Annotated in this window: 22 protein-coding genes and 1 tRNA gene; 14 read left to right on the top strand and 9 right to left on the bottom strand. The window is 61.8% G+C overall.

What is annotated here, in order from left to right; translation table 11 throughout:
* Positions 1 to 594: 594 nt before the first annotated feature.
* The 5 genes from ACM9ME_RS03745 (at position 595) to ACM9ME_RS03725 (ending at position 5,894) form a co-directional block, all read left to right on the top strand.
* Positions 595 to 1,041, top strand: coding sequence for a DUF3833 family protein (locus tag ACM9ME_RS03745; protein WP_415642087.1), 447 nt, complete (start codon positions 595 to 597; stop codon positions 1,039 to 1,041).
* 277 nt (positions 1,042 to 1,318) lie between these two features.
* Positions 1,319 to 1,804, top strand: a complete 486-nt coding sequence (locus tag ACM9ME_RS03740; protein ID WP_415642086.1) for a DUF4142 domain-containing protein — start codon at positions 1,319 to 1,321, stop codon at positions 1,802 to 1,804.
* Between the two features lie 286 nt (positions 1,805 to 2,090).
* Positions 2,091 to 2,627 (top strand): cytochrome b, encoded by a 537-nt coding sequence (locus ACM9ME_RS03735; RefSeq protein WP_415642085.1) that lies wholly within the window; start codon positions 2,091 to 2,093, stop codon positions 2,625 to 2,627.
* A gap of 112 nt (positions 2,628 to 2,739) precedes the next feature.
* Positions 2,740 to 3,993 carry a class I SAM-dependent methyltransferase gene (locus ACM9ME_RS03730; protein WP_415642101.1) on the top strand — a complete coding sequence of 418 codons (1,254 nt, stop codon included), beginning with the start codon at positions 2,740 to 2,742 and terminating at the stop codon, positions 3,991 to 3,993.
* Positions 3,990 to 5,894 (top strand): AsmA family protein, encoded by a 1,905-nt coding sequence (locus ACM9ME_RS03725; RefSeq protein ID WP_415642084.1) that lies wholly within the window; start codon positions 3,990 to 3,992, stop codon positions 5,892 to 5,894. Before ACM9ME_RS03730 ends, ACM9ME_RS03725 begins: the two co-directional genes overlap by 4 nt.
* A 263-nt stretch (positions 5,895 to 6,157) precedes the next feature.
* Here the strand turns inward: ACM9ME_RS03725 and ACM9ME_RS03720 are convergent, their stop codons facing one another.
* The gene (locus ACM9ME_RS03720) at positions 6,158 to 6,865 is read right to left on the bottom strand and encodes a DUF899 family protein (RefSeq protein ID WP_415642083.1); all 708 of its coding nucleotides are present in this window, start codon (positions 6,863 to 6,865) and stop codon (positions 6,158 to 6,160) included.
* 184 nt (positions 6,866 to 7,049) lie between these two features.
* Between ACM9ME_RS03720 and ACM9ME_RS03715 the strand changes: the two genes are divergently transcribed.
* The gene (locus ACM9ME_RS03715; protein ID WP_415642082.1) at positions 7,050 to 7,250 is read left to right on the top strand and encodes a hypothetical protein; all 201 of its coding nucleotides are present in this window, start codon (positions 7,050 to 7,052) and stop codon (positions 7,248 to 7,250) included.
* On the opposite strand, the gene ACM9ME_RS03710 is transcribed toward ACM9ME_RS03715, so the two are convergent.
* Positions 7,247 to 7,450: a helix-turn-helix domain-containing protein gene (locus ACM9ME_RS03710; protein WP_415642081.1), complete on the bottom strand. Its 204-nt coding sequence runs from the start codon at positions 7,448 to 7,450 to the stop codon at positions 7,247 to 7,249. The two genes, ACM9ME_RS03715 and ACM9ME_RS03710, sit on opposite strands and share 4 nt — an antisense overlap.
* Before the next feature lie 117 nt (positions 7,451 to 7,567).
* Here ACM9ME_RS03710 and ACM9ME_RS03705 point away from each other — a divergent pair, with 117 nt between their 5' ends.
* The gene (locus tag ACM9ME_RS03705) at positions 7,568 to 8,281 is read left to right on the top strand and encodes a uracil-DNA glycosylase family protein (RefSeq protein WP_415642080.1); all 714 of its coding nucleotides are present in this window, start codon (positions 7,568 to 7,570) and stop codon (positions 8,279 to 8,281) included.
* A gap of 183 nt (positions 8,282 to 8,464) precedes the next feature.
* Here the strand turns inward: ACM9ME_RS03705 and ACM9ME_RS03700 are convergent, their stop codons facing one another.
* The 3 genes from ACM9ME_RS03700 to ACM9ME_RS03690 form a co-directional block, all read right to left on the bottom strand.
* Entirely contained in the window at positions 8,465 to 9,091 is a 627-nt protein-coding gene (locus ACM9ME_RS03700; protein ID WP_415642079.1) for a DUF5681 domain-containing protein, read from the bottom strand.
* Positions 9,084 to 10,406 carry a site-specific DNA-methyltransferase gene (locus tag ACM9ME_RS03695; RefSeq protein ID WP_415642078.1) on the bottom strand — a complete coding sequence of 441 codons (1,323 nt, stop codon included), beginning with the start codon at positions 10,404 to 10,406 and terminating at the stop codon, positions 9,084 to 9,086. Before ACM9ME_RS03695 ends, ACM9ME_RS03700 begins: the two co-directional genes overlap by 8 nt.
* A 435-nt stretch (positions 10,407 to 10,841) precedes the next feature.
* A tRNA-Ser gene (locus ACM9ME_RS03690) sits at positions 10,842 to 10,932 on the bottom strand.
* 76 nt (positions 10,933 to 11,008) lie between these two features.
* Here ACM9ME_RS03690 and ACM9ME_RS03685 point away from each other — a divergent pair.
* The 3 genes from ACM9ME_RS03685 (at position 11,009) to ACM9ME_RS03675 (ending at position 14,368) form a co-directional block, all read left to right on the top strand.
* The gene (locus ACM9ME_RS03685; RefSeq protein WP_415642077.1) at positions 11,009 to 11,974 is read left to right on the top strand and encodes a peptidylprolyl isomerase; all 966 of its coding nucleotides are present in this window, start codon (positions 11,009 to 11,011) and stop codon (positions 11,972 to 11,974) included.
* A 145-nt stretch (positions 11,975 to 12,119) separates the two neighbouring features.
* A complete protein-coding gene (gene thrC / locus ACM9ME_RS03680; RefSeq protein WP_415642076.1) occupies positions 12,120 to 13,505 on the top strand; it encodes a threonine synthase in 1,386 nt (461 codons plus the stop codon).
* Positions 13,502 to 14,368: a class I SAM-dependent methyltransferase gene (locus tag ACM9ME_RS03675; RefSeq protein WP_415642075.1), complete on the top strand. Its 867-nt coding sequence runs from the start codon at positions 13,502 to 13,504 to the stop codon at positions 14,366 to 14,368. The genes thrC and ACM9ME_RS03675 overlap by 4 nt, the downstream gene beginning before the upstream one ends.
* Here the strand turns inward: ACM9ME_RS03675 and ACM9ME_RS03670 are convergent.
* Genes ACM9ME_RS03670 through ACM9ME_RS03660 form a run of 3 tightly spaced genes read right to left on the bottom strand, consistent with a single transcriptional unit; the run spans position 14,355 to position 15,912 of the window.
* Positions 14,355 to 14,975 carry a heme exporter protein CcmB gene (locus ACM9ME_RS03670; protein WP_415642074.1) on the bottom strand — a complete coding sequence of 207 codons (621 nt, stop codon included), beginning with the start codon at positions 14,973 to 14,975 and terminating at the stop codon, positions 14,355 to 14,357. The two genes, ACM9ME_RS03675 and ACM9ME_RS03670, sit on opposite strands and share 14 nt — an antisense overlap.
* Positions 14,972 to 15,532 (bottom strand): heme ABC exporter ATP-binding protein CcmA, encoded by a 561-nt coding sequence (ccmA, locus tag ACM9ME_RS03665; RefSeq protein WP_415642073.1) that lies wholly within the window; start codon positions 15,530 to 15,532, stop codon positions 14,972 to 14,974. The genes ACM9ME_RS03670 and ccmA overlap by 4 nt, the downstream gene beginning before the upstream one ends.
* On the bottom strand, positions 15,529 to 15,912 hold the full coding sequence (locus ACM9ME_RS03660) for a metallopeptidase family protein (RefSeq protein WP_415642072.1): 384 nt from the start codon (positions 15,910 to 15,912) through the stop codon (positions 15,529 to 15,531). The genes ccmA and ACM9ME_RS03660 overlap by 4 nt, the downstream gene beginning before the upstream one ends.
* 140 nt (positions 15,913 to 16,052) lie before the next feature.
* Between ACM9ME_RS03660 and ACM9ME_RS03655 the strand changes: the two genes are divergently transcribed.
* Positions 16,053 to 16,340, top strand: coding sequence for a 4a-hydroxytetrahydrobiopterin dehydratase (locus tag ACM9ME_RS03655; RefSeq protein ID WP_415642071.1), 288 nt, complete (start codon positions 16,053 to 16,055; stop codon positions 16,338 to 16,340).
* Here the strand turns inward: ACM9ME_RS03655 and ACM9ME_RS03650 are convergent.
* Complete coding sequence (locus tag ACM9ME_RS03650) at positions 16,337 to 18,424, bottom strand: RelA/SpoT family protein (RefSeq protein ID WP_415642070.1); 2,088 nt, start codon at positions 18,422 to 18,424, stop codon at positions 16,337 to 16,339. The two genes, ACM9ME_RS03655 and ACM9ME_RS03650, sit on opposite strands and share 4 nt — an antisense overlap.
* 98 nt (positions 18,425 to 18,522) lie before the next feature.
* On the opposite strand from ACM9ME_RS03650, the gene ACM9ME_RS03645 reads away from it, so the two are divergent.
* From ACM9ME_RS03645 to ACM9ME_RS03635, 3 genes are all read left to right on the top strand, one after another.
* A complete protein-coding gene (locus ACM9ME_RS03645; RefSeq protein WP_415642069.1) occupies positions 18,523 to 19,296 on the top strand; it encodes an outer membrane protein assembly factor BamD in 774 nt (257 codons plus the stop codon).
* A gap of 133 nt (positions 19,297 to 19,429) precedes the next feature.
* Positions 19,430 to 21,070 carry a DNA repair protein RecN gene (gene recN / locus ACM9ME_RS03640; protein ID WP_415642068.1) on the top strand — a complete coding sequence of 547 codons (1,641 nt, stop codon included), beginning with the start codon at positions 19,430 to 19,432 and terminating at the stop codon, positions 21,068 to 21,070.
* Positions 21,071 to 21,158: 88 nt separating this feature from the next.
* Entirely contained in the window at positions 21,159 to 21,947 is a 789-nt protein-coding gene (locus ACM9ME_RS03635) for a hypothetical protein (protein ID WP_415642067.1), read from the top strand.
* Positions 21,948 to 21,982: the final 35 nt, after the last annotated feature.

The following is a 21,982-nucleotide window of genomic DNA, read 5'->3' as shown; positions in this document are numbered from 1 at the left end:
TGTCGCAAATGAGCGATGATCCCATCGTCACGTTGTCATCCATGGCAGCATGATCAACCCGGCCAAGCCGGAGATCCAAGCGGCGAGACCGCGAACCTACACCACGCTGTGGGACACGATCATTCAGTCCGAGTGATCGCTTGAGTACATATTTATCCAGCGGCAAACTCGTGCTGCGTTTCGAAAAGCGCGATTGAGGTTCGCGCCGGATCGACTCTTCACAATATCTTGATGCACGAAGAGCACCTCATACAATGTAGTATGGCGCTTCCACCGATGTCTGCTGTTTTGGTTTCGGTCTGGAAAGCAGCCAGGCAGCATACGGCCCATATGTTGCCGTTGGAGTGGCTGGCCCCGAATGACCGGATCTGGGCCGATTGCAGACTAGCGGCATTTCTCGCGATATTGCGAACGGCGGACATCCGTTGCTCGATCGTACCAGCAACGCTGACCATCCGACGGCGGACAGTCTGCCATCGTCGCGGGAAGGTCTGCAATTCTCGCAAATTTACGTTGTTCGATCGCGGCCGCTTCGCGCGGAACGTCAAGATCGCAAGCAGCGGCACTAGAAGGCTTGTCAGTCGTTGATTAAGTATGTTTATTATCGCTGCCGCCGCACTTGCTGCCCTTAACCCGTTGGGCTTCTTCTCCGGAGCCACGCACGGCACCGGTACTGTCAAAATAATGTTCAGGGCTAGGCAGCCTTTCAGGGTAAGTAGCCATGGTCGACCGGATGGGAGGGGTGGGATACATCTCGACCAGACCGTCTTTCAAGCTAATGAGCCCGCCAAAGTGCGTCATTGGGACTTGCGGCCCACCTCGCCCACTACACTGGTCGGGTCTCTCTCTCCCGATGCAGTCGGTCCGGTTTCTGGAACGATGTCCAACGATGTTTTGCGTATCGCCTATATAATGAAGGGCGGCCTCAGCGTCGCGCAGACGCTGAAACTTTTACCAAACGGTGTCTTGGCGAATCACATGTCAATCAAGAAATTAGGCATGACCGTTGCGACAGTCGATGAGCGCATCACAAAGGAGTGAGCTGTCCTCGCTGCTTGCATGCCCAGTTGCGCTGCTAGGCCAAGCCGAATCCTTTTGGTCGAAGAGGCCGATACTAGGATGGAGCAGATGCGCGTAGTTGTCCGCGCGCTTCTCACCGTACATGAGCGTATTGTAGACCTGGCCGCATCATGGGCCCCGGCCAGTAGAAAGCTACCACCAGCGCCCCATAACGGCGGCCATTGAGCCCGACGTGAAATTTCCGCTCGACGGAACTGTAGCGTGGGCCCGTATGTTGGTTCTCAGAATGGAGACTCCGATGAACAAGCGCGTCTTGTCTGCGGCCGCAACGATCTCACTGCTCGCAATCCCCGCAACCTTATTTGCAGCCCCCGCCAGCAAATTCCTCGGCGATGCCATCAAGGGTGACAACTCTGAAATGACCCTCGGCGCCTTGGCCGCTAAGCGTGGCGCCTCGTCCGAAGTTCGTGCCTTCGGACGCATGCTGCAGGTGGATCACGCAAAAGCTAAGACAAGTGCCGTTGTTGCTGCACGGCGCGAGCGTGTTTCGGTCTCTTCGGGCATGATGCCCGAAGCTAGCGCCGAATTCTCAAAACTTCAGCATTTGTCGGGCCGGGCATTCGACCGGGAATTTGCTAGGTACATGGTTGAGGATCACCAGAAGGATATCGCCGAGTTCCGCAAGCAGGAACGAACTGGTGACCGGGTCACCGCATTGCTGGCGCGGCAAACGCTCCCTCATCTCCGCAAACATCTTGCAACGGCCCAGGGCATTCGAACCTAGTCCGACGAGCATTTGCTGAATTCGTGGCAGTCCAACCATCCGGCGACCCAACGTTGGCGAGTGGTCCATCGATGCCAACGCCGCAGCACAGAACTATACAGGGACGATCTGCCACAACTTCGCTTCGCCAAGTTCTGCTAAGTGTGGCGCGAGAACAGGTAGCAGATCGGTCTGCAGTCTATGCCGGCATCGGGCTCGCACAGAAGATTGAGAGGTGCGCTCGTTGCGCAAGCGGGTCCGCATTTTGTAATCCACCGCAGGAACGGCGAGTTCGAGGATTTTCCCAATGTCAGAAGATTTCAGTCCAGAACGGTATGACGGCGTCGCGAGATTTCTGCACTGGCTGACTGTTTTACTGCTTGTAACGCAGTTCGCCATCGCATGGACTATGCCCGAAATCGGTCGAGGCACGCGGCCCTTAGGATTGATAGCTTGGCACCTGTCGATCGGGACGGCGATCCTCACGGTCATTCTGGTTCGGGCGGTTTGGCGCTTTACACATCGTGAACCGCCGGCTCCAACCACCCTGTCGCCCACTATGCAGTTCATCGCGCGCGCCACGCATGTAACGCTCTATGCACTGTTGATTGCGCTGCCGCTGCTGGGCTGGGCGAATTCCTCAGCACGTGGCTGGGATGTCATACTCTTCGGTTTGATTAAACTCCCCGGGCTCGTTTCTTTGGGTTCACCCGTTGGCCGCGCTCTAGGTGACGTGCATCAAACTGTGGCGCTGGTCCTGCTAGCGGTCATAGCACTCCATGTACTGGGTGCCCTGTATCACTTTCTTGTCGCGAAAGACCGGACGCTGCAGCGCATCGTGTAGTCAACCTTCCATATGGTCTTGCCTCACCTTGTGGCCAATGGACTCGCCTGCGACGCTTAGACGAAGACCTGTTTTACTAAAGGCCCCAGTTGGGACTGTGAAGGAAATGGCCCTGCTTCTGTTCGATCGCCTTTTTCGCGTCCTGATCAAATCTGGTCCCCTGACGGTCATTGATGCGGCTGGCCGCGCTCGACTTTATGGCACTGCGTCAGCAGACGTGACGCCAGTAACCATTCGCTTCACCGACAGCTCGACCCCGCGCCGCATCGCGCGCAATCCGGCGAAAGGCGCAGGCGAAGCATATATGGATGGCCGATTGCTTGTCGAAACCGGTGACATCCGCGATCTGGTGGACCTCATCGGTTACAATACCCGGTGGAACGCTTCTAATCCTACCCGGATTAAATTGTGGCGTCCCCAAAGAATAGCCGCAACGCTCGATACCTGGAACTGGCAGCGTAGGTCCAAGCGCAACGTCGCCCATCACTACGACCTGTCCGGCGCTCTCTATGATCTGTTTCTCGATTCTGACCGGCAGTACAGCTGCGCCTATTTCGACAGTCCTGCCGAGACATTGGATCAGGCACAGGACGACAAGAAGGCACACATAGCGGCGAAGCTTATGTTGAAGCCTGGCCAGCGAATTCTTGACATCGGCTGTGGCTGGGGCGGGATGGCCCTGTATTTGAATCGCGTGGCCGACGTAGATGTTCTTGGCATCACCCTGTCCGAGGAGCAGCTGAAGATTGCGCGAGAACGCGCCGTGTCTACCGGAGTAGCCGATCGGGTTAAGTTCGAATTGATCGACTACCGCAACTTGACCGGCACCTTCGACAGGATCGTTTCGGTCGGCATGTTCGAGCATGTGGGACCACCACATTATCGTACATTCTTCGAAAAGTGCCGAAGCCTGCTAACGCCTGAAGGGGTCATGCTTCTTCACACCATCGGTCGTGCTGATGGTCCGGGCGCAACGGATCCCTGGCTTGCAAAGTACATCTTTCCCGGTGGCTACGTTCCCGCACTCAGCCAGATGATGCCGGCCATTGAAAAATCGTATCTCTGGCTGACCGACCTTGAGGCATTAAGGCTCCACTACGCCTATACACTTGAGCACTGGTACGAGCGCGTGGCTGCCGCAAGGCAGCAGATTGTTGAGCTCTATGACGAGCGCTTTTTCAGGATGTGGCAGTTCTATCTGGCCGGCGCGATCAGCGCGTTTCGCCATGATGGCCACCTGGTGTTTCAGCTGCAGCTTACGCGTCAGAGGGATGCCGTGCCAATTGTGCGGGACTACATCGCTATCGATGAGCAGCGGCTGCGTGACGCGGTCAGTTCTAAAAACAGCAGGCCGATATCACTTTGACCGAGGCTTTGACGGTCTCTCAGGGTCGGTTTCAAGGTCTGCCGCGTTGGGCGTTCATCGGATTCATCGTCGCCGCATTGGCGTTGGCCATTCTGCTCTTGGCTGCTTCGTTTCCCTTTTCTGTAACGCGATCGTTTGTCGAAAAACGAGCGTCATCTGCACTTGGGGTTTCGGTTCACATCGGTGGAATTCGGCGCCTTAGCGGGCTGTCCCTAACCCCAAAAGTTGAGATCACCGATGTCGTCGTTGGTCAACCAGCATGGGCCGGGCGCGGATATCTTTTGAAGCTTCGCTACGCTCGCGTTCAGGTGTCGCTTTCAAATTTGCTGCGCGGCCATTTCAGCCCGACATCTGCTCAATTGAGCGGCCTGAGCCTTTCTCTCGTGCGTGACGTGCACGGTAGAACGAATTGGCCCAGCCCCGACAATCGAGGAAATGTGGGCGCACCCACCCTCAGCGAACTCAGCATCGAGCATAGCGAGATTTCGGTGCGAGACGACAAGCGCCATTTGAACCTTGCGGGTACGCTCAACGCAGATCGCCATGTTGGCGTTTCCGCCGTCATGCGCGGTCGTTTTCATGACAGCCCTGCCTCGCTCAATGCGCAAGGCGGAGTTATTGCGGGCATCGATCCAGCAGCTCCCTACCCATTTCGACTTGTTCTGACGTCGGATCCATTGACCGTCACGGCACGCGGCTGGATGCGAGGGGTGCTTGACGTCGACCGCTTCACCGCAGTCACCCACGCTCGCGGTGCAAACTTGAAGTACCTCGATGATCTCGCCGAGGCTGGTTTGTTCGGTACTCAAGAATTCGACTTCTCAGCAAACCTGCGTCGCGATCGGCCCAGTTGGTTTATCAATGATCTCAGCGGACGGGTGGGTCGATCCTACCTCAAAGGATCAGCGAGCATAACGAGGCATGCCGGGCGGACCAAGGTCAACGGCCAGCTTCATGCTTCAAGGTTCGATTTTCAAGATTTTGCGTCGGAGGAAGGTTTAGCAAAATCTCGTGCGCTGCTTTTGTCGATCGGTCCGCGAATTGTTCCCGATACCCGCATCAATTTAAGTAGGATCGGGCCGACGGATGGCACCCTCATTTTTGTCGCCGACAAGCTTTTGGCGAACGGCCCATCACCTTTCGAGACACTGTCCGCGAAAATCGCCTTGGATCACCGCGTCGTCAAGGTCACCGATATTGTCGCCCGCATGGGCGCTGGAAGGATGACCGGAAACGTTGTCATAGACCACGCTAGCGGCGCGCCGAAGCTGCGGCTGGATCTGCGGGTAGCAGGCGAGACACTGGAAAGTCTGGTTGGACGTCCCAAGGATATTTCGGGGCCGGTGCGCGCACGGATAGTGCTTGCGGGCAGCGGCGATACGATCCGCGAAGCGCTGGGTGCGTCGGCGGGTCATGCCGCCATAGTCTCATCAAACGGTCAAATCCGAACGCTTATCGCTACAGCCTTGGGACAGGACCTCGGCAAGACAGTGGGTCAGTACATCAAGGGCGGCAAAGATCAGGCGGCGATGCCCTGCTTCGTAGCGAATTTTAGTGGCAGTGCCGGGGTCTTGCACGCCACGCCATTGGTATTTGTTACAGCCGTTTCCGGTGGACAGGGGTCGGGACAAATTAGCCTCGCGAATGAGACAATCAGACTAGCGGTGCGCGGCGCGGCGATTAATCCTAGCGCGCTACGCCTGACCGATCCGGTCCGCATCAGCGGCACGCTGAGCAAGCCAGTGATCTCTGTTGCTGGGTCTGCCGCGGCAAAAAAGCCAGCAAAGACCATATTGTCTGTTCTCGGCAAAGCCGTCGGAGCATTGTTCAGCCACAAGCCTCAAAACGAACTTCCGCACCAAAGCCAGTGCCCACAGGCCGTGATGCAAGCCCTTCGCTGACGCTCGATGTGCAGTCTCAGAAATCGGGCATGGGTGAACTGGAGCTGTCAGAGTAACCAGAACCCGGACGTGGGAGTGAAATGTCGGCCGGCCATGTTATCGCTTACTGCTTCAATGCGAGCTGACGAAAGACCACGAGTGCGGCTCGTGGCTGCTTTTAGGGTTTGCGGATCACGTCGCGAATGACCGACTATGGGCGCTTACAGCCCCATTTGTTTAGTCCTGAAAGTTAGTCGGAGTTCTTTGCACTCATTGGACGCTCGTCAGTATGCGAGCTTCGGGTACCACTTATCACCACGTCCTTGCGGGGTGAGATCAAGCACGGTCCATAATGGTGAAAGGTCGGGTCCGCCACGCGGGTCCTTACCCTCGTCGGCCATCTCGCCAGTCATCTCACCCTTCCAGAAGAGCCGGACTTCAGCGTTCTCGCCACTTCCATACTTCTTGAAGACGGCCATCACAGGCCATTCAGCGCCGGTCTTGGGATCGAGACCCCCGAAATCGAGCGCGTAGTCGTCTCCTAAAGTCTGATAGAAGCGGAGGGCATGCCAACCGCGCTCTTGAGCAAAAGCGAGTTGCCGCTCAACAGTCGAGCGGCCGAGGACCGCTAGAGCAACACGCTGCATCAAGTCGTTCGCATTGGCGTCCAATGGTCCAAGCAAGTTGGTACACATTGGGCAGGGGCGGTCGCGCTCCGGACCGTACATCCAAAAATAAGTGACCAGCGTATCGTGGTCTCCGAAAAGTGCGACCAGTCCGACCTCGTCACCGTTCGGATCCTTGAACCGATAGTTCTTCTCGACCAGCGGACCATCAGGAAGCGACTGTCGCTTCGCCGATACCCGGTCGATGTGCCGCTGCAGTTCAACTTCGTCGGCGAGCAATTCCTGGCGGGCTTTGCCATAGGCACGGCTCTCTCCCGGAAACGGTTTGCGTAGCGCAGCAAGGTTCGCAGTGGTGGCATCCGACATCGCTCAAGTCTCCTAACCACGACAACGCGTGACTTGGCGCAAAGGACACCACGCAAAGAAGTGTCAGCTTTTGGGCAGATCGTCGGAGCAGCTGAACGGCCGAAATTGGGCGCCAAGCAGACCGTAAAAGCTGTCCGTGGACTTCGTGCCGGACTACGGCCTTGGTGCGTCGTGGAGGTAGGCCATGGACGCAGACACGATACGGCTGGTGCGCGAGCTTTGCGCCCGCGCCGGCATGATCATGGAGGACGCAAGCGCGACGGCCGTGCTGACCGGCAAGCTGGATGACGGGGCGGTGCGATTGCTGGTCGCACAGGTGAGTGACGAGCTCAGCAAGGCATCAACTTTAGTTGCCGCCGCCAAGATGCTCGCTGGAACGCCCTAAAGCAGCAAGTCAGACACGCTGACGCCAAGCGCCTTGGCCAACGTCTCGACGACCCTGATCGTCGGATTGCGGGCGGCGCGCTCGAGATCGCTGACATAGGTCCGATGAATGCCGGCCTCGTCGCCAAAGGCTTCCTGGCTCAGCGCCTTGTTGGTCCGCAGACGGCGCAGATTGACGGCGAGGCGGTGCTGAACGTCCACCCGCCGACGTGACGCCGCCGCAGCCGATCAATCTACAGACGATGAGTGACATTATCGTTGACTGTGGGGCGACGGCGAGCATGGTTGCGTCACTCATCGACGACAGGGGGAGAGATTATGCTGAGCCATACCGCGATCAATGATGCCCTCGACGCACTGCCAACGTCGCTGCTGTCGCGCTCGGGGTCGATCTTCTACACCGGCCGCGCAGCGTTCAAGGCGCCAAGCCAACTCTATATTCTGGGCCTCAACCCCGGCGGCGATCCAGTTGCGCAGGCCGAAGATACGATCGGCACCGACCGACAGCGCTTTCTTGAGGGTCCTGCATCATGGTCGGCCTATGCCGACGAGAGCTGGGCGGGCGCGGCGCCGGGTACGCTGGGCATTCAGCCCCGCGTATTGCACCTGCTCGCGGCGCTTGGGCTCAATCCTCGCACGGTGCCGGCGAGCAATATCTTATTTGCTAGGTCCGCCACCGAGGCGGCGCTGGCCAAGGAAAAGATAGACCTTCTCCGCGCGTGTTGGCCGGTCCAGAAGGCGGTCATCGACACGCTGGGCGTGCAAATCGTGCTGTGCTTTGGCGGAACCGCGGGAAAGTGGGTGCGCGACGCCTTGGGCGCCCACGCGCTGATCGACACCTATGTCGAGAATAATGCACGACGGTGGACGAGCGAGGCGCACCGCGCCCTCGACGGGCGCGTGGTGGTCTCGCTCACACATCCCGGACGGGCTAACTGGTGCAACCCCGCATCCGACCCAACCGCGCTGGTGGCGCGCGTGTTGGCAGCGAGTGGAGTCGCACAGCGCCCGCGCGCCGCACGGTCAGGCTGAGCTTGATCGCGGTTTACCGGCGGCAGGATCCCCGCGGGGCCGCGGTTGACGTAGCGATCGCTTGCCGAACATGCGAGACACCAGGCTTGGAAATCGTTTCCGCAGCTGAAAGCGAAGCGGGCGGGGGGCAAAGCAGCCGACAGCCGCTCGTTGCGTGTTCGCAGATTGAGGGTCTACCGCACCTTATCCTGTACCGTTGTCGCCATCATCGGGCTCGTCATTGTCGCCCATCGATCCTCCCCGTGCGCGATACTCGGCGATAGCGGCCCGCACGCACGGCGCGACGACCGCGCGGCCATTTTCAAGCGTGATTATCCCCTCATGTTTCAGCTGTGCGTTAAACTGGAGCATTGCGACCAAGCGTGCAGCATAAACTTTCTTCTCTGTTTCTTCCTTGGCTAGCTTCATCGCCTCTTCGCCACTGATCGGCTCCGGCCCGTGCCGCGCCTTAAGCGCGGCCATCTTCAACTCGAAATCCTTGACGATCTTGATCGCTGTCATGTTTCGCTTTGCAGCCTCAGCGAACAAGCCCTCGTTGATGACCCGCCGCAATGTCTTTCGAATGGGTCGACCCAGTCTATCCTCACTGACGACGACGCGCCTTTCGAGCAGCTTGTCGAAGTCGGTGCGGTTGGTTGAACCGCGCGGCCGCCCTGGGCCAGGCTTATTTCCAACCTTGAACTGACTGCCCTTCGGGGGCTTGCCCTTGCCGACCTCGTATGGAGCGTTGGCATAGGGCGATGCCTTCTTCGCGCGCTTTGCCCGCGGGTTCATTTTCGGCTCGCCTTCGTCATCCTCATAATCAGCCATCGATCGTCTCCCCCTGTGCAACGGTTGTGCCGTGCTCTGCATCGCGGCGACGCTTGACCGCGTCGAACGTCTCCCCGGTGCTCTCGAGCACGGCCTGAAGACCCGTCACATCCATCCAGCGGGTGATCGCGACATCGACATAGGCCGGATCGATTTCGAGGCCGAAGGCGCGTCTCCCGGTTCGCAGGGCGGCGAGCAACGTCGTGCCCGATCCCAAAAACCCATCAAGAACAATGTCGCCACGCGCGGTCACGTCGAGGATCATGTCAGCGCATAATCCAACTGGCTTGCAAGTGGCGTGCAGTGATAGGTCGTCCTGCCGCGACCCGAACGTGTTGACCGACGGCGCCTGCCAACAATTTGTCCGGTTTCTACCGTGCTTGCCGAGCTTTATATTATCGAGGTGCGGCGCATCACCAACCACGTAGACAAAAATCATTTCGTGCTGTGAACGATACGGCGAGCCCATTCCCGCGTTTGTTTTAATCCAAATGCAGATATTGAGCCTGCGGCCGAACACGGCATCACCCGCCGCGATCTGCTCGCCAGCGTGGTGGTGATCCATGAACATATAGGCAACAGCACCATCACGACAATATGAGGCCATCGCCGCTTGGGTACCGGTGAGGAAGCGCGTGAACTCATCCACGCTCATCTCGCCGTGCGCGTATTTAAACTCTCGATGGCGATACTTCCCCTTGCCGCCATTATGGGTCGCGTTGCTCGTGTTGTACGGGGAGTCCGCGATAATTGCGTCGGCGCGCTCTTCGCCCATCAGCGCGGGGAGCGACGTGCCGTCGAGCAAGTCACCGCAGCCGACACGACTGTCGTCGCACAACCAAACGTCGCCGAGCTTGGTCACCGCATCGACCGGCACTGGATCGAAGGGCTCATCGAACTGCAGCTTCGGCATCCGCAGCAGATCGAGTTCGGTGTTGGAAAAGCCCGCCACCACAACATCGAGGCCAGCGGCCTCGATCACGGTTAAAGTGTTGAGCAACAAGTCATTGTCCCAACCGGCGTTGAGCGCGATCTTGTTGTCGGCGAGCTGCAGTCGCTTCTCCTGGGCATCAGTTAGCCCCGTCACAACGACGACCGGCACAACGTCCAGCTTGCACTGACGCGCGGCGCGCAACCGGCCGTGACCGGCGATTACGCGCCGATCAGGATTGACAATGATGGGGTTGATGAACCCATTTTCCGCAATGCTCGCGGCGATCTGATTGATCTGCTTTTTTGAATGGGTTCGGGCGTTGCTCGGATCGGGCTTTAACTTCTCGATCTCGACCGTTTCAAAACGGATTGTCGTCGTCATTATTTTCTCCACCCAGGTGAACCTCGCGGTCCGTTTGTTCTCCTGGCTGGATGCGATGCGTTTACTCGAATCAGGGCCGCGATTCAAATGATTTTCGCGCGTACTTCCAAGCGCATTTATTTACGCGGTAACGTGGTTCGTCTTCACGTTTGGACGATGGACTTTCCCGTTTATTTTAGTTGCCATGACACTCTTCGACTGCTGAAAACCGCCAAATTCGCTCGATCACGCCACCGAAATGCATGGCAATTCGCGTTATATTCGCGTTTCACGGGAAACCGTACTGCGGACTAGTCGGGCGGAGAAAAGGGGCGCGATTGCCGGCGCTTTGACGAGATCGCCGGTTTTCCGCACTACGGAATGCGACGGGAATGCCGCCAAAGTCCGCCAAATTGAGGCGCGGAGTCGGTGGAGATGGGAAAGATAGGGACTGGCTGGCGGAGCGGGTGGGATTCGAACCCACGATACGCTTTTGACGTATACTCACTTTCCAGGCGAGCGCCTTCGACCACTCGGCCACCGCTCCGCATACCTTGGAAGCGGCGCGATTAGGCGGGACCGCGCGGCTAGGCAAGGCGGCGGCGGCGCGGCATGGTGTGCCGATGTTCACATTCGCCCTGTTCGCTTTCGCCCAAGCCGCCGCCGCGCAGGCTGCGGGCCGTGTCGCCCCCGATCCGCGCGCGCCGTCCGAGATCGTCGCCGCCGCGTCCGCTGGCGACTGGGTGGCGATCGCGCCGCGCGATTTGCTGGTGATGGATTTGCCGCCGCTCAACGGCAAAGCGCGGCGCGTGATAATCCAGCTGATCCCCGCGCCGTTTTCGCAAGGCTGGGTCGGCAACATCCGCAAGCTCGCCGCGGCGCATTGGTGGGACGGGACGGCGGTGACGCGCGTGCAGGACAATTATGTCGCGCAATGGGGCGATCCGGGTGGCGACACGCCCAAGGCGAAGCCGCTGCCGGTCGGTTTGGTGAAGGTGCCGGAGAGTGAATATACGGTCGACGGAAATGCGCATTGGAACGAGATAGCGCGGCTATCACACGTTGGCATGGCGGGCATGGCCCATGCCGGAACAGGTCCGCAGGTTGGTGCTTCGGACGCATATGCGGTGGACAGCTTCAATTTTAATGGTTGGCCTACCGCCACCAACGAAGTGCGCCTTTGGCCCGTCCATTGCTACGGCATGGTCGGCGTCGGACGAAACCTGTCCCCCGACACGGGCAGCGGCGCCGAGCTCTACACTGTCATCGGCCATGCGCCGCGCCATCTCGACCGCAACATTGCTTTGGTCGGGCGGGTGATTTCGGGCATCGAAAACCTGTCGAGCCTGCCGCGCGGCACCGCCGCCTTGGGCGTCTATGCCACTGCCGCCGAACACACGCCGATCACGTCGATCCGGCTGGGCAATGAGGTCGCGGACCTGCCGCGCTTTCAGTATCTCTCGACCGAAAGCGCAACGTTCGCGCGCTATGCCGACGCGCGCGCCAACCGGAAGGACGACTTCTTCATCGTGCCTGCTGGCGGCGCGGATATTTGTAACATCCCCGTGCCCGTGCGGGTCGCAAAGTGATGAACGCTGCAACCACAACAACACTCGTCACCACGGACTTGATCCGGGGTCCATTTCCCAACACGCGTCACCGATGCATGTGGAGGGGTGGGCCCCGGCTCGGGGGCCGGGGTGACGGGTTTGGTTTGCGATTTTGATCAGACCGATGGACTATATTTCCACCCGCGGAAACGCCCCGGCGCTCGGTTTCGAAGACGTCACGCTCGCCGGCCTCGCCAGTGACGGCGGGCTATATGTCCCGCGCGACTGGCCGACGCTGAGCCGCGACGAAATCGCGGCACTTGCGGGCAAATCGTACGTCGACACCGCCGTCGCCGTCATGCGCCCGTTCGTCGCGGGTGCGCTCGATGATGCCGCGCTGCATGCGTTGTGCACCGAAGCCTATGGCCGCTTCGATCATGCGGCGGTGACGCCTTTGGTTCAGCTCGATCACCAGCACTGGTTGCTCGAGCTGTTCCACGGGCCGACGCTGGCGTTCAAGGATGTGGCGCTGCAATTGCTCGGGCTGTTGTTCGAACGCTTCCTCGGCCATCGCGACACGACGCTGACCGTCGTCGGCGCGACCTCGGGCGACACCGGTTCGGCGGCGATCGACGCGCTGGCGGGGCGCGCCAATGTCGAATTGTTCATGCTCCACCCGCAGGGCCGCGTGTCGGATGTCCAGCGGCGGCAGATGACCACGGTGCTCGCGCCCAACGTCCACAACATCGCCATCGAAGGTGATTTCGATCAGGCGCAGGCGATCGTGAAGGCGCTGTTCGCCGACCAGGAAGCGCGCGGGCGGCTCAACCTCGGCGCGGTCAATTCGATCAACTGGGCGCGCTTGATGGCGCAGGTGGTTTACTATTTCTACGCCGCCGTCCGGCTCGGCGCGCCCGAACAGCCGGTGGCGTTTGCAGTGCCGACCGGCAATTTCGGAGACGTGTTTGCGGGCTATGTCGCGGCACGTATGGGCCTGCCCGTCGCGAAGCTGATCGTGGCGACCAACGTCAACGACATCCTCGCGCGTGCTCTCGGCAGCGGCGATTATTCTATGCAGGGCGTCACGCCGACCGCGGCACCGTCCATGGACATTCAGGTCAGCTCCAATTTCGAACGGCTGCTGTTCGATCTGGCGGGCCGCGATGGCAATGCCCTCGGCGCGATGATGACGACGTTCGACAGCGAGAAAAAGCTCGACCTGCCGCCGACGATGGTCGCCGAAGCGGCGAACCTCTTCGCCAGCGCCCGCGTCGATCCGGACACCATGGCGATGACGATGCGCTGGGCTTACGAACATGCCGGGCAGGTGATCGATCCGCACACCGCCATCGGGCTCGCCGCCGCACGTAGTTTTGCGGGCGGCGATGTGCCGATCGTCACGCTCGCCACCGCCCACCCTGCCAAATTCCGCGATGCGGTCGAGCGCGCGACAGGGGCGCGCCCGACCTTACCCTCGCGCCTCGCCGGGCTGTTCGAACGGCAGGAACGCTACGACACCCTCCCCGCGACGCTCGCGGCAGTGAAGGATTATGTGCTGGAGCGATCGTGAAGCTCGAGACCTTGATCGGTGAACCGTGGGCGGATTACGCGCTGGTCGATTCGGGCGGCGGGCGAAAGCTCGAACGCTATGGCCCGCACCGTTTCATTCGCCCTGAGCCACAGGCGATGTGGCAGCCGGCATCGCTCGACTGGGTCGCCGATGCCGAATTCGTGCCCGGCGCGGATGACGATGGCGGCGGGCGCTGGCGCTTTGACCAGCCGGTGCCAAAGGGCTGGTCGCTGGCGTGGCATGGTCTGAATTTCACCGCGACGCCGACGCCGTTTCGCCACCTCGGCTTCTTCCCCGACATGATGCCGGTCTGGGCGTTTGCGCAGGACAAATTGGCCGGACGCGAAGGCGCCACCGCGCTCAACCTGTTCGGCTATACCGGCGTCGGATCTCTGGCGATGGCGCAGGCGGGTGCGGCAGTAACGCATGTCGATGCGTCGAAGAAATCGGTCGAATCCGCCAAGGGCAATGCCGCTCTGTCGGGCATTTCCACCGTCCGCTGGATCATCGAAGATGCCGGCAAATTCGTCGCCCGCGAAGTCCGTCGCGGCCGCCGTTACGATGCCATCGTGCTCGACCCGCCCAAATACGGCCGCGGGCCGGAGGGCGAGGTGTGGCACCTCGAAACCGATCTCGCGCGGCTGCTCGCCGATGTTCGGCTGTTGGTCGACGAGAACTCCAGCTTCGTGTTTCTCACGGTCTATGCCGTCCGCATGTCCGCGCTGGCGATCGGCGCGTTGATGCGCCAGATTTTTGCCGACCTGCCCGGCCGCGTCGAAGTCGGCGAACTCGCGGTGCGCGAGGAGACTCGCGGGCTGCTGCTCCCGACGGCGATATGGGCGCGCTGGGTCAGGTCCGACTAGCGCGGATCGCTGCCCCTGCCGCAAATGGTGCCATCGCCACCAGCATCAGCGATGTTGCCGCCAGCAACTTCAAGCCGCCCCCCGCGCCAAAGATCAACAATGGCACCGCCAGCGGCAGCATCACCAATCCAGTCAACGCCGCCCCACCCCGCGCGCTGGCGGTTAGCGCGGCGGTGGTCAGCCCGAGAGCGGCGAGCCCCGGCGTACCGATCAACAGCCCTAGTTCAAGCTGCCACAACCTCGCTCCATCGAGCGCCAGCAATGCCGCCGCCGGCACGCAAGCCAGCATCAGCGCGGGCGCAAATGCCAGCCAATGTGCCACCAATTTTGCCGCAGTGACCAATTCTTCACTGATCCCGCGCACGGCATATTGATCGAGCACACCCTCCCCCGCATCGGGGGCAATCAGCCGCTCGACCGGCAGCAATGCGGCGAGCAATGCTGCGACCCAGGCGATCCCCGCACCTGTCCGCGCCAGCAATACCGCATCGGGGCCGACCGCGAACGGATAAAGCGTCGCCACCAGCAGGAAGAACATCACCGGCAATGCTGCGCGCGCCGCATTCAGCCGCAAATCGCGCGCCAGGATCGCCGTGAATGCCTTCACAACACCAGTTCCTGCGCGTCGGGTAGCGCCACCGGTTGATGCGTCGCCACCACCGCGATCCCGCCCCGCGCACGGTGCCTCGCGATCAGCGCTTCGAGCATCGCCACGCCAGCCGTATCGAGCCCATTGGCCGGCTCGTCGAGCAACCAGATAAGCGCGCCCGCCACCTCTACCCGTGCCAGCGCCGCGCGCTTGCGCTGCCCGGTAGACAACAGCCGCACTGGCACTTCGGCCAGGTCGGTCAGGCCGGTTCCCGCCAGCGCGAACGCCACGTCGCCGCCATCGATTCCGGCCCAAAAGGCAATCGCTTTGACCAGTGGCCGTTCGCGATCGAGCGCCAGCCGCTCGTCGGTGATTGCCACGCGGCCCTCGACACCCACGGTGCCGCCCGCAGACGCGAGCAAGCCCGCGGCAATCCGCAGCAAACTGGATTTGCCCGCGCCGTTCGCGCCGCTCACCCGCAGGGCGTCGCCCGCAGCCAGTGCGAACGACACACCCTCGAACAAGGTGCGCCCGCCACGTTCGCCGGTCACGGCGTCGAACACCAGATGCGTCACGGCGCCGAATCCTCCAGCGCGTGCATGTCCGCATCGCTCAATCCGAAATGGTGTCCGATCTCGTGCACCACGACATGCGACACCAGATGCCCCAGCTCCTCCCCGCTCTCGATCCATTCGTCGAGGATCGCGCGCCGATAGAGATAAATTGCCGGTGGCGGATCGCCCGTGACCGCCGCCTCGCCGATCGGGCGGCCGTGATACAGGCCCGTCAGCGCGAACGGGTTCTTGATTCCCAGATCGTCGAGCACCGCATCGTCGGCAAAATCTTCGACGATCAACAGGACGTTATCGAGGTGCGTCGCGAACGCCTCGGGCAGCTTGCCGATCGCTGCACGCGCCAAAGTCTCGATTTCGATAGCGGCTGGTGCGGTGGTCACTTCCGGTGCCTAACCGATGCGCCGCAGAAGAAGAAGCTGGGTCCCGACTAGGGGGCCGCGGTGACGGCAGTGACATTCCTTCGTTTCAAACTCGTCACCCCGGGCTTGACCCGGGGGCCAGCTTCTTCTTCTTTCGCACAATGATCGCCAAACTGACCGATGCGGAACGTGCCACCGCACTTGCCGCCCTCCCTGCCTGGACTCACGAGCCACAGCGCGACGCCATCACGCGCGATTTCAAATTTGCCGATTTCAGCGAAGCGTTCGGCTTCATGACGCGCGTGTCGCTGCTCGCTCACGCCGCCGATCATCATCCCGAATGGTCGAACGTCTATAATCGCGTGACCATCCTGCTCACCACGCACGATGCCGATGGGCTGTCGCAGCGCGATGTGGATATGGCGACCGCGATCGACGCGCTGCTTTAGACGCGCTCCGCCGAACTCACTGCGTCGGCGGCGCGCAATGCCGCCAAAATCCGCATCAAGTGCGCGAGGTCGTGAACCTCCAGATCGACGCGGAAGCTGTGGAAACTGGCGTCGCGATTTTCGAGCTTCAGGTTGAGGATGTTCGCCTGATGCGACCCGAAAATGCTTGCCATCGCACCGAGCGCGCCGGGCTCGTTCTTGAGGATCACGACCAGTTGCGCCGCCGCCCCGTCCGATCCGTCGCCCCATGCCAAATCGATCCAGTCCGCATCCACGCCCGACGCCAGCACCGGGCAATCGATCGCATGGACCATGATCGCCTCGCCCTCACGCCGCAGCCCGACGATGCGATCCCCCGGCACCGGATGACAGCATTGGCCGAGATCATAAGCGACGCCCGGGGTCAGCCCACGAATCGAAATCGCCTTTTGCTGCGCCGGCGCGGGGGTCACGTCGCTGCCGGTGCTCCCGGGCATCAACGCTTCCAGCACTTGCCCGTCGCTTAGCATCGCCTTGGCGATAGCTTCCATAAGTGCGCCCTCATTCGGCAGTTTGAGGCGTTTGAGCGCGGCGGGCAGGGCGTCCTTGCCCAGGGTTGCAGGCAGGCGCGTGACCAGTTCGTCGTACATTTTGCGGCCCAGGGACACCGTCTCGCCGCGTTCCTTGTTGCGGACGTAGCGGCGGATGGCCGAACGCGCCTTGGCGGTGGCGACGAAGTTGAGCCAGGCGGGCTGTGGCTCCTGCGCCTTTGACTTCAAAATCTGCACCTGGTCGCCATTTTCGATCGGGGTGCGCAGCGGCACGACGCGGCCGTTGATTTTCGCGCCGACCGCTTCGTTGCCCAGCGTCGAGTGAAGCGCATAAGCAAAATCGACCGGCGTCGCGCCCTTGGGGAGCTGGATCAGCTCGCCCTTCGGCGTGAAGGCGAAGATGCGATCCTGGTACATCGCCATCCGCGTATGTTCGAGCAGTTCGTCGGCGGTTTCGGCATTGTCGAGGATTTCGATCAGGTCGTTGATCCACCGCGTCGGCACGTCGGGACGGCGCACGCCCTGCTTGTACGTCCAGTGCGCCGCCAGCCCATATTCGGCCTGGGCATGCATTTCCGACGACCGCAGCTGGATTTCGATCCGCGCCTTTTCATTGTGAATCACCGCGGTGTGCAACGATTTGTAACCGTTGCGCTTGGGGGTCGAGACATAGTCCTTGAACCGCCCCGGGACCATCGGCCAGCGCCCGTGGACCACCCCCAGCGCGCGGTAACAGGCGTCGGTATCGGGCACGATCGCGCGGAATGCCATCACGTCGGACAATTGTTCGAAACTGATGTGGCGCTCGGCCATCTTGCGCCAGATCGAATAGGGATGCTTTTCGCGCCCGACGACATCCGCCTCGATCCCGGCGCGGTTGAGCAACAGCTTCAACCCCGATCCGATCCGCGCGATCACGTCGCCGCCACCTTCGTGCAATTGCTCCAGCCGCCGCGTGATCGACGCATGCGCTTCGGGTTCCAGCTCGCGAAATGCCAGCGTCTGCATCTCGTTCATGAATTCGTACATGCCGATCCGCTCGGCCAGCGGGGCATAGATTTCCATCGTCTCGCGCGCGATCCGGCGGCGCTTGTCGGGGTTGGCGATGTGATGCAGCGTGCGCATGTTGTGCAGCCGGTCGGCCAGCTTGACCAACAACACGCGAATATCGTCCGACATCGCCAACAGGAATTTGCGCAGATTCTCCGCCGCGCGCTCGGTATCCGACTGCGCCTCGATCTTGCTGAGCTTGGTCACCCCGTCGACCAGCCGCGCGACCGAAGGCCCGAACTTGGCCTCGATCTCCTCATGCGTCGCGACGGTGTCTTCGATCGTATCGTGGAGGATCGCGGTGGCGATCGTCTCGTCGTCGAGGTGCAGGTCGGTCAATATGCCCGCGACTTCGATGGGGTGACTGAAATACGGATCGCCCGAAGCGCGCTTCTGCGACCCATGCGCCGCCATCGAGAACACATAGGCGCGGTTGAGCAGCGCCTCGTCGGCATCCGGATCATAGGATTTGACCCGCTCGACCAGTTCATATTGACGCAGCATCGCCTCTATGTGGGCAGTCAGGTCACGCAAAGGCAAGCGCGGCGTTCATCGCGGGTTTCACTTGGCGCTGCGATGGGCGCTCGTTAGAGGGCTATCCGATGTTCAAGATTACCCGGCCATGGGCCGCCATTGCCGCGATTGCGGTCCTCGGCTCGCTGTCCGCGTGCGCCGGCAAACGTCCCAAGGGCGACCTGCCGTTTGTCGCGCGCGACGTCGACACGCTCTATTCCACCGCCAAGGACCGGCTCGACCGCGGCCGGTATCAGGAGGCGGCGATCCTGTTCGACGAGGTCGAGCGCCAGCATCCCTATTCGGTGTGGGCGCGCCGCGCGCAGTTGATGTCGGCGTTCAGCTATTACCTCAGCCACGATTACCAGAAATCGGTCGACGGCGCGCAACGCTTCCTGTCGATCCATCCGGGCAACAAGGACGCGTCCTACGCTTATTACCTGATCGCGCTCGATTATTACGAACAGATCACCGACGTCACGCGCGACCAGAAAATCACGCAACAGGCGCTCGATGCGCTGGGCGAATTGATCCGCCGTTATCCCGACACGCGCTATGCCGTCGATGCGCGGCTGAAGGTCGATCTGGTTCGCGACCACCTTGCCGGCAAGGAAATGGAAGTCGGCCGTTACTATCAGCGCCGCTCGCAATGGATCGCCGCCACGCTGCGGTTCCGCAAGGTCGTCGACGAATATGACACGACGACGCACACGCCCGAAGCGCTCGAGCGATTGACCGAAAGCTATCTGGCACTCGGCATTCCCGAGGAGGCCAAGAAATCCGCCGCCGTCCTGGGTGCGAACTATCCGGGCTCGAAATGGTATGAGCGGGCTTATGCGCTGATGCAGAAGCATCCGGCCTGAGTAAGCAAGAACCACCCCTAACCCCTCCAGCAAGGGCTGAAGGGGAATATGACCGGTCAACGTGCGTCCCGTTCCCCTCCACGCCTTCGTGGAGGGGCTAGGGGTGGCCCTTCTTCTTCGCTAAGCAGCACAAGTGCTCCAATCCCTGGCCATTCGCGATGTCGTGTTGATCGAGGCGCTCGACCTCGATTTTTCCAGCGGACTGGTCGTCATCACGGGTGAAACCGGCGCGGGCAAATCGATCCTGCTCGACGCCTTGGGCCTGGCGCTGGGCATGCGCGCAGGCGGCGGGCTGGTACGGCAGGGCGCGGCGCAGGCCAGCGTCTCCGCCAGCTTCGAAGCGCCCGGTGCCGCCGACTGGCTGGCCGATCACGACATTGCCGTCGAAGCCGGAGAGCCGCTGACCATCCGCCGCACGGTCAAGGCCGATGGCGGCAGCCGCGCTTTCGTCAACGACCAGCCGGTGTCGGCGGGCCTGTTGCGCAACCTCGGCGCGCTGCTGGTCGAAATTCACGGCCAGCATGACGATCGCGGACTGCTCGCGCCCGCCGGGCATCGCGCCTTGCTCGACAGTTTCGGGCGGATCGACGTTTGTTTGGCCGCAGCGGCGTTTACGGCGATGCGCGCGACCGCCGCCGAACTCGCGACGGCGCGGGATGCGCTCGCCAATGCCGAAGCGGATCGCGACTGGCTAACGCATGCGGTGGGCGAACTCGACGGTTTCGGTCCGCAGCCCGGCGAGGAAGCCACGCTCGCGGACGCGCGTTCACTGTCGCAAAAGGGCGAGCGGCTGGCGGGCGAGATCGACGACATCACCGCGCTGACCGAGGGGCCGGAGGGTGCGCTCACCAAGCTGCGCGCCGCTGCCCGCGCGCTCGACCGCGTGGCGCGCGATCACCCGGCGCTGGCCGAAGCTCTCGCCGCGACCGACCGCGCGATCATCGAGGCGGCGATGGCCGAGGAACATCTCGCCGACGCGGCGCGCGCGCTGGCGTTCGATCCGGCGCGTTTGGAGGCGGACGAGGCGCGGCTGTTCGACCTGCGCGGGCTGGCGCGGAAACATCGCGTCCAGCCCGACGATCTGGCGGCGCTGGCCGATGAATTGCGCACGCGGCTGTCGGCGATCGAGGACGGCGGCGCCGGCATTTCGCGGCTCGAAGCGGCGCACCGCGCGGCGCAGGAGGCTTATCGCGGCGAATCCGTCAAGCTGACCGCCGCGCGCACCGCCGCCGCGCAGAAACTCGATGCGGCGGTCGCGGGCGAGCTCGCCCCGCTCAAACTCGACGCCGCACGCTTCCGCACCGCCATCGCCGCCGGACCCGAGAGCGAAGCCGGTGCCGACCGCGTCGAATTCGAAGTCTCGACCAACCCCGGCGCACCGTTCGGGGCGATGACGCGCATAGCCAGCGGCGGCGAATTGTCGCGTTTCATCCTCGCGCTGAAGGTCGCGCTCGCCGAAGAAGGCGCGGCAGCCACGATGATCTTCGACGAAATCGACCGCGGCGTGGGCGGCGCGGTGGCCAGCGCGATCGGCGATCGGCTGTCGCGGCTCGCCGACGGCCGTCAAGTCATCGTCGTCACCCACAGCCCGCAGGTTGCCGCGCGTGGCAGCGAACACCTGCTCATCGCCAAGAACAGCGACGGCCTCGTCACCCGCACCAATTTGCGCGTGCTGGCCGAGGACGAACGGCGCGAGGAAATCGCGCGGATGCTGTCGGGCGCGGAAGTGACCGATGAAGCGCGGGCACAGGCGGCACGGTTGGTAAGCGCTTGAATCCATTTGCGCGAATTTGGCGGCGCGCTTATTCTGCCAATGGGTCGCCCTAGAATCGAACGCACATTTTCGAACCAGGGGAATTTTGATGAACCGCCTTAACGCCGCATTGTGCGGCCTGCTCGTTGCCGTGTCCGCGCCCGCCATATCCGCCAGCCCGATCGACGGATTGTGGAAAGCGGATGCCACCACCGCCAAATTGTCCACCAAGCCCGATGTCTTCTCGATCAAGGACGGTGTGTACGATTGCACATCCTGCACCCCGCCGTACAAGATGCCAGCCGACGGCAAGCCGCATCCCGTCGCAGATCGCGATTATTGGGACGCCGGCGCGGTCAAGGTCGTCGATGCCAACACCATCGAATGGTCGCGCTATCGCAAGGGCGTGCTGATCAGCAGCACCAAGGTCGCCACCTCCGCCGATGGCAATATGCTGAGTTTCACCAGCACCTCGGCCGATAATGCTGCAGGCAAGTCGATCACCAGCACCAGCATGGCGAAGCGCGTCGGTCCGGCACCCGCCGGCACGCACGCGACCAGCGGATCGTGGGTCGGCGTCAATGACGGCGCGCAGATCGCCGAGGAAAACCTCACCGCGACGATGAGCATGACCGGCGATGTGGTGACCATGACGCTGGGCACCGGCGAACATTACACCGCCAAGCTGGGCGGGCCGCAGGTGCCGTTCGTCGGCGACAAGGCGGGCGCGACGGTCGCGCTGATCAAAGCGGGCGCGGGCTTTGTCGAAACCGACTATGTCGGCGGCAAGGCGATCGGCACCTATGCCTACACACCCGTCGACGCGACGACGATGACGTTGAAGGCGACCAATCTGAAGTCCGCGACGACCGACGAATATACGCTCAAAAAACAGTAACCGACCGGCAGGGGCGCGTTGCCAGCGGCGCGCCC

This window comes from Sphingomonas antarctica, assembly GCF_965137005.1.
GTDB classification, from domain to species: Bacteria; Pseudomonadota; Alphaproteobacteria; order Sphingomonadales; family Sphingomonadaceae; genus Sphingomonas_O; species Sphingomonas_O antarctica.
Note: the sequence above shows the minus strand (reverse complement) of the source record. Positions and strands in the feature narration are given on the sequence as shown.